Genomic DNA, 9743 nt, shown 5'->3' on the forward strand with positions numbered 1-9743 from the left:
TCAGATCTCCTTGCGAATGCCACTCAGAATGGCCTGAGTGGTCTGTGCAGGCGCGGCCTGCGCACACATCCGGTCCAAGGCCTCCAGGAACGCCGATACGTCATCGCGCTGGTCGAAATAGGAACCGCTGACAAGCGTCTCCGTATACGCGATGTCCGGCAGCTCCTGAATCGGGAACCGGAAGATATGGAAGGGGCCGTACATCGCCGGGTGCGGCCCGGCGTCGAACGGCATGATCTGCAACCTGATGTTGGGCATCGTCGCGGCTTCGATGAGCCGCGTGATCTGATCGCGCATGACCTCGGGCCCGCCAATGGGTCGGCGGAGCACCGTTTCGTCCATCACCACCCACAGCATGGGCGGGTTGGGACGGGTGAGGAGGGCCTGCCGCTCCATCCGCAGGGCGACATTGCGCTCGGTCTCCGCATCGGCCGCGTGCGGCATTCCGGCGCACATCACCGCACGGGCGTAGTCCTCGGTCTGCAACAGCCCGGGGACATAGTGCGGCTCATAGGCCCGGATGAGATTGGCCTCGCCCTCCAGGCTGACAAAGGTGTTGAACCACTCGGGCAGCACATCCCGGAAGCGGTGCCACCAGCCGGGCTTGTTGGCCTCGCGCGCGAGGGAGAGGAACCCCTCGACTTCCTCCGGGTCGGTGACCCCGTAGGTGCGCAGCAGCTTCTCGACATACGGAAGCTTCAGGCCGACCTCGGCCTTTTCCATCCGGCGGATCGTGGCATGGGTGACGTCGAGGGCGCGGCCCGCCCGCTCGTACGACAGCCCGGCCTTCTCCCTGAGGTCCTGCAGCCGCTTGCCGAGCACGACTCTCAGGACGGTCGGGGCGCCGCCCGCTCGCGCATCCGCCACTACCGTCCCCCTCCAACTACCTTCACATCGCAGCAGTCTGGCACGCGCTCAGCCGCTACAACAGACTGTCTCTTCGATTCTGCAATTTACAGATTGAACCTTGCCATACGCGAGTGGCGCAGAGCATAGTGTCGGCGTGGCTCCTTCCTATGAGGCTCTCCGGTTAGGGCGCAGCGGCTCGCTCTCCGCTCCGTGCCTGCAAGACGCTTTTCGTCTTCCGGCACTGAGCACTTCCGTCGCGGAGGCGAGAAGGCTGGTCGTGCTGCGGCTGTGCTCATGGGGCGCCAGGCAGGAGATGTGCGACAACGCCGAGTTGGTCGTCTCCGAGCTCTTCACCAACGCCGTGCGCCACACCTCCAGCGAGGAGGTACGGTGCAGCATGCAGCTCATGGGCAAGCGCTTGCGGCTGGAAGTGGCCGACCAAGGGTGCGCGCGCACGGAGCCACAGGCCCGGTCGGTGAGCGTCGACCAAGAGGGCGGACGCGGGCTGATGCTCGTCGAGGCCCTGTCCGAGGCTTGGGGCGTCAGACCGGACGCCAATGGCACGGGCCGCGCCGTGTGGGCCTATCTAGCTTAGGCCCCTCCGGCACGACCCGCTTTGTGTTCGCCGATTCTCCGCGCTGTTTCTCTGCTTCGGGGTTTCCCCGGGGTGTCCGGGACTTCGCTCCGGGAGCCTTCAGGGCCGCAGCGGCAGCAGGTCCGGACGCTTGGGCTCCACATGGTCCCCCGACGACTCCCCGCGCAGCCGTCGGCCGATCCAGGGCACCGCGTATTCGCGCGCCCAGTGGATGTTGGCCCGGCGCACCTCGGCGGCCGAGCGCGGCCCCTCCGGCGGCCACGGCTGGTCCGGGTCGACCGGTACGTCGAGGCCGAGCACCTTGGCGGCGCGCAGCGCGACCCGGGTGTGTCCGTCGGGCGACAGATGCAGCCGGTCCTCGCTCCAGGCCCGCCGGTCCTGTACGGAGCGCAGCGACCACAGGTCGAGCACCGGGCACCGGTACCGGTCGGCGATCGCCCGCACATGGGCCGTGTACGTGGCGGCCTTGCCGCGCAGATGGCGCAGCACCGGCACGCCGCGTGGGTCGAACCCGGTGCACAGCAGCACCGTGCCGACGTGGGAGGTGAGCCGGTCCACGGCCGCCTCGTAGCGCTCGGCGACGTCGTCGGGGTCGCTGCCTGGCCGCAGGATGTCGTTCCCGCCGCCGCAGAAGGTCACCAGATCGGGGCCGAGTTCGATCGCGCGCGGGACCTGCTCCTCGACGATCTGGTCGAGGAGCCGGCCGCGTACGGCGAGGTTGGCGTAGCGGAAGTCGGCCGGAGCCGGGCCGCCGATGGGCCCGGCTCCGGAATGTCGGTCGGAGAGCAGGGCGGCCAGCCGGTCCGCCCAGCCGATGAAAACGCCTTCCGGATCCGGGTCGCCGACGCCCTCGGTGAAGCTGTCCCCGATGGCGGCGTAGGACCCGATCACTCCGCTGTTGAGTCTCTTCGCATCGTCTGCCACTCCCGACATCCTCCACCCTGGTGAGTGACCTACGCCATCGTAAGGAGGGGTTGACGGAGGGTGATCTATCCCACCTGGTCAGATTCGCCGAAGGCGGAATACGGCGGCGTCCAGGTCCCGACGGAGCCCGGTCTCGAGGCCGTGGTGGCTGAGCACGGCCCCCCGGTGAACCTCTCCGGTCTCCAGGTCCTCGTACCGGCTCTCGGGGTCGAGCCCGCGCAGCCGCAGCGCGGGCTGCCGCTCGCCGAGGGTCTGGGCCTGCAGCCAGGCCAGCACCACGGTCTCCTCACCGCGTACGTACTGCACCGCGGTCAGCCCGCCGTCGCCCGGCGGCCGCAGCCGGTACAGCTCGCCGTGCTGGACGACCGGCCGGATGCGCTTGTAGAGGGCCACCCAGTCGCGCGCCTCGGCGAGTTCTTCCTCGCTCCAGTGACTCAGGTCGCCGCCCACCCCCAGCACCCCGGCCATCGCGCTGATGAAGCGGAAGCGCAGTGAGGTGACGCGCTTGCTGCCCATGGCGTTGGGGGTGTCGGTGACCCAGGCGGCCATGACGCGGGCCGGGTGCAGCTGGCTGAAGCCGTGCTGGATGGGCAGCCGGTCCAGCGGGTCGGTGTTGTCCGAGGTCCACACCTGGTCGGTGAGCGCGAGGACGCCCAGGTCGATCCGGCCGCCGCCGCCCGAGCAGGATTCGAAGGCGACACCCGGGTGCGCGGCCCGCAGCCGCCCCAGCAGCTCGTACAGCCCCCGCACATGCTCGATCCACAGCCGCTGGGGGTACGGGTCGCCGGGCCACCCCGCATCGGAGAAGGACCGGTTGAAGTCCCATTTCACATAGTCGATGGGCGCGCTGGAGAGCAGGGTGTCCAGCCGCTCCCACAGGTGCTCGCGTACGTCGGGCCTGGCGAGGTTGAGCACCAGCTGGTTGCGGAACTCGGTGCGATTGCGGCCGGGGTGGTGCTGCACCCAGTCGGGGTGGGCCCGGTAGAGGTCGCTGTCGGCGTTGACCATCTCGGGCTCGACCCAGATGCCGAACTGCATGCCCATCGCGTGCACCTCGTCCGCGAGGGGCTTCAGTCCGCCGGGGAAGCGGTCGGGGTTGGGAGTCCAGTCGCCGAGCCCGGCGCGGTCGTTGGTGCGCGCCCCGAACCAGCCGTCGTCGACGACGAACAGCTCCACGCCCATCTCGGCGGCGCGGCGGGCGAGCGTGCGCTGCTGCTCCTCGCTGACGTCGAAGAACGTGGCCTCCCAGGAGTTGTAGAGCACCGGACGGTGCCGGTCCGCGTCGGGGATCACCTGGGCCAGCTGCCAGGCGTGCCAGGCGCGGCTGGCGGCGCCGAACCCGCCGTCGGTCCACAGGCCCGCGAAGACGGGCGTGGTGAAGGACTCGCCGGGCGCCAGGCTCAGCTGGCCCGAGTCGTCGTGGCCGACGCCGCCGACCGCCTGTACGGCGCCGATGGGCAGCTGCTGCACGGCGATCCGCCAGGACCCGGACCAGGCGAGGGCGCAGCTGTGCACCTCGCCGTGTTCTTCGGTGGCCTCGCCGCCGTCCAGGGCGATCCAGGGCAGATGCTGATGGCTGGTGTGGCCGCGGCGGCTGCCGAGGACCTTCTCACCGGGCGTGAGGTCGGCACGCACCAGCTGGCTCTCGGCGGCCCAGCGCCCGTACAGATGCGACAGCCGCCAGCGGTCGCGCGCCGGGAGGGACCAGGCGGCGGAGTCGATGCGCAGCAGTTCCAGGGGGGCGTCGTCCGGGCCGCCCGCGTGGGCCGCGGTGGTCCAGCGCTCGACCACGTCGTAGTCGTCGCGCATCCGGTAGTGGAGGGTGAGGGCGAGGTGGTGCAGCGAGTCGTGGAAGTGGAGCCGCAGCTCTGCCCCGGAGTCGGTCACCTCGCCCCGCTCGAAGCGCCACTCGGTGCCCCTCACGCCCGGCGACCGCACCGACAGGGCGGGGCGTACGAAGCGGGGCCCGCCTTCCACGGGGAATTCTTCGCGCCCGTCCAGGGGTGATTCGAAACCCCATGGCGGGGGGACGGACCTCAGAGCAAGGGCCTCCGCGTCGGGGAGCGCGATGCGCGGGCCCCAGTGGAGGTGAAGCAACTCGTCGTTCTCCGTGAGGTGCAGCGCATAGCTGCTGCGCCGTCCCGACAGCAGCCAGACCCGACCGCTACCACCGATTTCAATCATTACTCTCCCCAATTCCGCACAGACCAGAACATCATCGGGGCAGCGCACCCGGTGCGCAATGCCCGGGGCACCCCTCCATGGCGACCTGGTCGCCCCCGTACACCCATGTCGTATGGTCAAGCACAGTCCGCCTCGCCGACGAGCGGCGCCGGCGGCCGAGCCGAAGGAGCGCCCGTGACGCAGCAGACGCCGCAGGTTCCGTCGACCGAGCCCGAGCTCACCGGGGTGCGCAACTTCCGGGACGTCGGCGGTCTGCCGACCGTCGACGGACGGCGGGTGGGACGTGGCGTACTGTTCCGCAGCGGCCATCTGGCGCATGCCACCGACACCGACGCCGCGTTCCTCGACTCCCTCGGGCTGCACACCGTCTTCGACTTCCGCAACTCCGCCGACATCAAGCTCGAGGGCCCGGATGTGGTGCTCCCGGGCGTGCGGACCGTCAACCTCCCGCTGTCCGACCCGGCCGACGGCGCCGGCTTCTGGACCATGGTCCGCGAGGGCGATCTGGCCACGCTGCGCGAGATGCTGGGCGAGGGGCGGGCGGCGCAGCGGATGATCGACTCGTATCGGTTGATCATCACCACCCGGACCGCCGAGCACCGCCGGGTGCTCGACGAGCTCGCGGACGGCGCTTCGCCCGCGCTGATGCACTGTTCGGCCGGCAAGGACCGCGCGGGTCTGTCGATCGCGGTGGCCCTGCTGGCCCTCGGCGTGGAGCGGGACGCCATCGAGGCCGACTACCTGGAGTCGGCCGCCGCCCACCGCCGCTACAAGGTGTGGCGCGCCTCACACGCCGAGGACGGGAAGTCCCCCGAGGTCATGGCGCTGCTCGCGCCGCTCTTCGACGCCCGCGCCGAGTATCTGGCGACCGCCTTCACGGCCATCGAGGAGACCTGGGGCGACACCGAGAAGTACCTCGCCCGGGGGCTCGGACTCGACGCGGCCAAGCGGGAGCGGCTGCGGGAGCGGCTGCTCGCGAACTGAGGCCATGGGGACGCCCGAGCCGGCGGGGCCGCCGCCGGCTCAGGCGTGGGGCGGTCAGCGGTGGGCCATCGCCTGCTTGACGAGCGTCCGCCCGAAGTCCCACATCAGCCCGCCGCCCCCATGTGCGTCGTCCATGACGGCCGTGAACGCCTCGACGAAACGGTCCACTTCCCGCTCCCCGACGATCAGCGGCGGAATCAGCTTGATGACCTCCAGATGGTCGCCGGAGACCTGAGTGAGGATGCGGTGCCGCTGCAGCAGCGGTACGACCACCATCTGCGCGAACAGCCCCTTGCGGGCCGCCTGGAGCATCGCCCAGCGGCTGCGCAGCCCCAGCGAGGCCGGCTTCCCGAACTCGATGCCGATCATCAGCCCGCGCCCGCGCACCTCGTACAGCAGCTCATAGCGGTCCACCAGCGCGGCGAGACGGGTGCGCAGCAGATCGCCGGTGTGCCGGGCGTTCTCGACGACCTTCTCGTCCTCCATGACCGCGAGGACCGCCAGACCCGCGGCCATCGCCTGCGCGTTGGCGCCGAAGCTCGCCGAGTGGACCAGCACCCGGTCCATCGACGAATACACGCGCTTGAAGATCCAGTCCTTGCCGAGCGTCGCGCCGACGGGCACATACCCGCCCGACAGGGCCTTGGCCACGCACACCAGATCCGGCTCCACGCCCGACTCGTGCTGATACGCGAAGAAGGTGCCGGTCCGGCCGAGCCCCGTCTGCACCTCGTCGGCGATCAGCAGCGCCTTGTGCTTGTGCAGCAGCTCCTGGGCGGCGCGCAGAAAGCCGGGCGGGGTCTCGTGGACGCCCTTGCCCTGGATCGGCTCGACCACGAACCCGGCCACATCGCCGCGCTTGAGCTCCCGCTCCAGCGCGGCCAGATCGCCGAGCGAAATGGCCGTGTCCGGCAGCAGCGGCGCGAACCCCTTACGGAAGGAGTCCTCTCCGTTGACCGACAGCGAACCGGTCGTCAGGCCGTGGAAAGCGTGCGCGCAGTACAGCACGCGCGGCTTGCCCGTCGCGTACCGGGCGAACTTCAAGGCGGTCTCCACCGCCTCCGTACCGCTGTTGCCGAAGAAGACCCGGTCCAGGTGCGGGGCGTGGCCGAGCAGCTTCTCGGCGAGCAGACCGGGCAGCGGCTGGCAGTCGAAGCGGGTCAGATCGGCCAGCTGGGCGTCCAGCACGTCGTGCAGCGCCTTGCGGACGACCGGGTGGTGGCGGCCCAGGCCCATCACCCCGAAGCCGGCGAGCATATCGAGGTAGTCCTGGCCCTCGTCGTCCCAGAAGTACGCGCCCTCGGCCCGCTCGTAGACCTTGTCGAAGCCGATGGTGTGCAGCATCCGCGGCAGCTGGTGGTTGAGGTGCCTGGCATGCAGGTCGTACCGCTCGGACCCGCGCTCGGCCAGGAGCTTGTCCAGGTCGAAGCCCGATCCCTGCTCGGCTGCTGTCATGCGTCCTTCTCCTTGCGGGCCGCGGGCGGGGCCGGCCGGGCGGTGGCCGCGCGCCGCCCGGCGCCGGGGGCGGTGGTGACGGGCGCGGTGACGGGAACGGCGGCGGACGCGTCGATACGGGCCAGGGCCGCGCCGATCCGGCCCGCGATCTCGGCCGGGGTGAGCCCGATGTCGGCCAGCACCTCCCCGCGCTTGGCGTGTGCCAGGAACGCCTCGGGGATGCCGAAGGTGCGCACCGGCAGATCGACTTCGGCGTCGCGCAGCGCCTGCGCCACCGCCGCCCCCACCCCGCCGGTGCGGCTGTTGTCCTCGACGACGGCCACGACGCGGTGGCGCGCCGCCAGCCCGGGCAGGGCGGCGTCGACGGGCTTGACCCAGCGCGGGTCGACGACCGTGCAGCCGATGCCCCGCTCGGCCAGCAGCTCGGCCGCCGCCAGCCCGACCTGGGCCATCACCCCGGCCACGACCAGCAGCACATCACCGCCGCCGCCCTGGTCGGCCGGTTCCGGCCCGCCGTGCCGCAGCACATCCATGCCGCCGACGCGGCCGAGCGCCGGGATCGGCTCGCCCACGGACTCCTTGGGGAAGCGGATGACGGTCGGCGCGTCGGCCACGTCCAGCGCCTCGCGCAGCTGGGCGCGCAGCTGGTCCGCGTCGCGCGGGGCGGCGACCCGCAGGCCCGGCACCACCTGGAGGACGGACATGTCCCACATGCCGTTGTGACTGGGCCCGTCGGTGCCGGTGACGCCCGCGCGGTCCAGGACGAAGGTCACCCCGCACTTGTGCAGCGCGACGTCCATCAGCAGCTGGTCGAAGGCGCGGTTGAGGAAGGTGGCGTAGACGGCGAAGACCGGGTGCAGCCCGCCGGTGGCGAGACCGGCGGCGGAGACCGCGGCGTGCTGCTCGGCGATGCCGACGTCCCACACCCGCCGCGGATACGCCTGGGCGAACTCGGTCAGACCGACGGGGTCCAGCATCGCGGCGGTGAGCGCCACCACATCGGGGCGCTCGGCGCCGATCCGTACCATCTCCTCGCCGAACACCGAGGTCCATGAGCGGCCGCCGGAGGGCGCGAGGGGCGCGCAGGTCAGCGGGTCCATGGCGCCGACCGTATGGAAGCGGTCGGCCTCGTCCTCCAGCGCGGGCCGGTAGCCGCGGCCCTTCTCGGTCAGGCAGTGGACGAGGACCGGGCCGTGGAACCGCCGGGCGCGGCGCAGGGCGGATTCGACGGCCGCGATGTCGTGTCCGTCGATAGGGCCGACGTACTTCAGGCCCAGGTCCTCGAACATGCCCTGAGGTGCGAAGGCGTCCTTGAAGCCCTTCTTGGCGCCGTGCAGCGACTCGTACAGCGGCTGGCCGACCACGGGCGTGCGCTGCAGCACGTCCTTGCCCCAGGCCAGAAAGCGCTCATAGCCGTCGGTGGTGCGGAGGGTGGCCAGGTGGTTGGCGAGGCCGCCGATGGTGGGCGCGTACGAGCGCTCGTTGTCGTTGACGACGATGATCAGCGGGCGGTCCCGGGCGGCGGCGATGTTGTTGAGCGCTTCCCAGGCCATGCCGCCGGTCAGCGCGCCGTCGCCGATGACCGCGACGACATGCCGGTCGGTGCGGCCAAGGACCTCGTTGGCCTTGGCCAGGCCGTCGGCCCAGCCCAGGACGGTGGAGGCGTGGCTGTTCTCGATGACGTCGTGCTCGGACTCGGCGCGCGACGGGTAGCCGGACAGCCCGCCCTTGCCGCGGAGCTTGGAGAAGTCCTTGCGGCCGGTGAGCAGTTTATGGACGTACGACTGGTGCCCGGTGTCCCACAGGACGCGGTCCACGGGCGAGTCGAAGACGCGGTGGAGTGCTATGGACAGCTCGACGACACCCAGGTTGGGGCCCAGGTGCCCGCCGGTTCTGGCCACCGCGGTGATCAGGAACTGACGGATCTCCTCCGCCAGTTCGGCCAGCTGTTCCTCGGTGAGTGTCTTGAGGTCACGTGGGCCCCCGACGCGCTCCAGTAGTGGCATGCGCGGATCCCCTCCTTGCGTATGTGCGTAGATCAGCTCACGGTGACCTCGGGGATGCCCGAAGGGGCCCCGGTCTTCTCCATCTGTTCGGCGATCTTCATGGCCTCGTCGATCAGGGTCTCCACGATCTTCGACTCGGGCACGGTCTTGATCACCTCACCCTTGACGAAGATCTGCCCCTTGCCGTTGCCCGAGGCCACCCCCAGATCCGCCTCACGCGCCTCACCGGGGCCGTTGACCACACACCCCATCACCGCGACCCGCAGCGGCACCTCCATGCCCTCCAGACCCGCCGTGACCTCGTCCGCCAGCTTGTACACATCCACCTGCGCCCGGCCGCACGACGGACACGACACGATCTCCAGCCGCCGCTGCCGCAGATTCAACGACTCCAGAATCTGGATGCCGACCTTGATCTCCTCCACCGGAGGCGCCGACAGCGACACCCGGATCGTGTCCCCGATCCCCTCACTGAGCAGCGCACCAAAAGCCACCGCCGACTTGATCGTCCCCTGGAACGCCGGGCCCGCCTCGGTCACACCGAGATGCAGCGGATAGTCGCACCGCTCCGCCAGCTGCCTGTACGCGTTGATCATCACGACCGGGTCGTTGTGCTTCACCGAGATCTTGATGTCCCGGAACCCGTGCTCCTCGAACAGCGAGCACTCCCACAACGCCGACTCCACCAACGCCTCCGGCGTCGCCTTGCCGTACTTCTCCAGCAGCCGCTTGTCCAACGACCCCGC

At 70.5% G+C, this 9743-nt stretch carries 8 protein-coding genes; 2 read left to right on the forward strand and 6 right to left on the reverse strand.

Translation table 11 applies throughout. From position 1 onward, the window contains the following. Positions 1-867 carry a helix-turn-helix transcriptional regulator gene (locus tag ACFV2X_RS52160; protein ID WP_089510517.1) on the reverse strand — a complete coding sequence of 289 codons (867 nt, stop codon included), beginning with the start codon at positions 865-867 and terminating at the stop codon, positions 1-3. Positions 868-1090: 223 nt separating this feature from the next. On the opposite strand from ACFV2X_RS52160, the gene ACFV2X_RS52165 reads away from it, so the two are divergent. Next, complete coding sequence (locus ACFV2X_RS52165) at positions 1091-1444, forward strand: ATP-binding protein (protein WP_256982203.1); 354 nt, start codon at positions 1091-1093, stop codon at positions 1442-1444. A 99-nt stretch (positions 1445-1543) separates the two neighbouring features. Here ACFV2X_RS52165 and ACFV2X_RS52170 read toward each other — a convergent pair whose 3' ends face one another. Together ACFV2X_RS52170 and ACFV2X_RS52175 are read right to left on the reverse strand one after the other, a co-directional pair. Further along, a complete protein-coding gene (locus ACFV2X_RS52170; RefSeq protein ID WP_385630540.1) occupies positions 1544-2368 on the reverse strand; it encodes an SGNH/GDSL hydrolase family protein in 825 nt (274 codons plus the stop codon). Positions 2369-2446: 78 nt separating this feature from the next. Beyond that, positions 2447-4552, reverse strand: coding sequence for an alpha-galactosidase (locus ACFV2X_RS52175; RefSeq protein ID WP_385630543.1), 2106 nt, complete (start codon positions 4550-4552; stop codon positions 2447-2449). A gap of 174 nt (positions 4553-4726) precedes the next feature. Between ACFV2X_RS52175 and ACFV2X_RS52180 the strand changes: the two genes are divergently transcribed. Beyond that, complete coding sequence (locus tag ACFV2X_RS52180) at positions 4727-5536, forward strand: tyrosine-protein phosphatase (RefSeq protein WP_385630546.1); 810 nt, start codon at positions 4727-4729, stop codon at positions 5534-5536. A gap of 54 nt (positions 5537-5590) precedes the next feature. On the opposite strand, the gene ACFV2X_RS52185 is transcribed toward ACFV2X_RS52180, so the two are convergent. The 3 genes from ACFV2X_RS52185 to ACFV2X_RS52195 all read right to left on the reverse strand — a co-directional run. After that, positions 5591-6991 carry an aspartate aminotransferase family protein gene (locus ACFV2X_RS52185; RefSeq protein ID WP_385630547.1) on the reverse strand — a complete coding sequence of 467 codons (1401 nt, stop codon included), beginning with the start codon at positions 6989-6991 and terminating at the stop codon, positions 5591-5593. Beyond that, positions 6988-8997, reverse strand: a complete 2010-nt coding sequence (gene dxs / locus ACFV2X_RS52190; protein WP_385630550.1) for a 1-deoxy-D-xylulose-5-phosphate synthase — start codon at positions 8995-8997, stop codon at positions 6988-6990. Before dxs ends, ACFV2X_RS52185 begins: the two co-directional genes overlap by 4 nt. 32 nt (positions 8998-9029) lie before the next feature. After that, positions 9030-9743, reverse strand: a 714-nt coding sequence (locus ACFV2X_RS52195) for a flavodoxin-dependent (E)-4-hydroxy-3-methylbut-2-enyl-diphosphate synthase (protein WP_385630552.1), incomplete at its 5' end; no start/stop codon positions are given.

This window comes from Streptomyces sp. NPDC059679 (assembly GCF_042734105.1).
GTDB lineage: Bacteria > Actinomycetota > Actinomycetes > Streptomycetales > Streptomycetaceae > Streptomyces.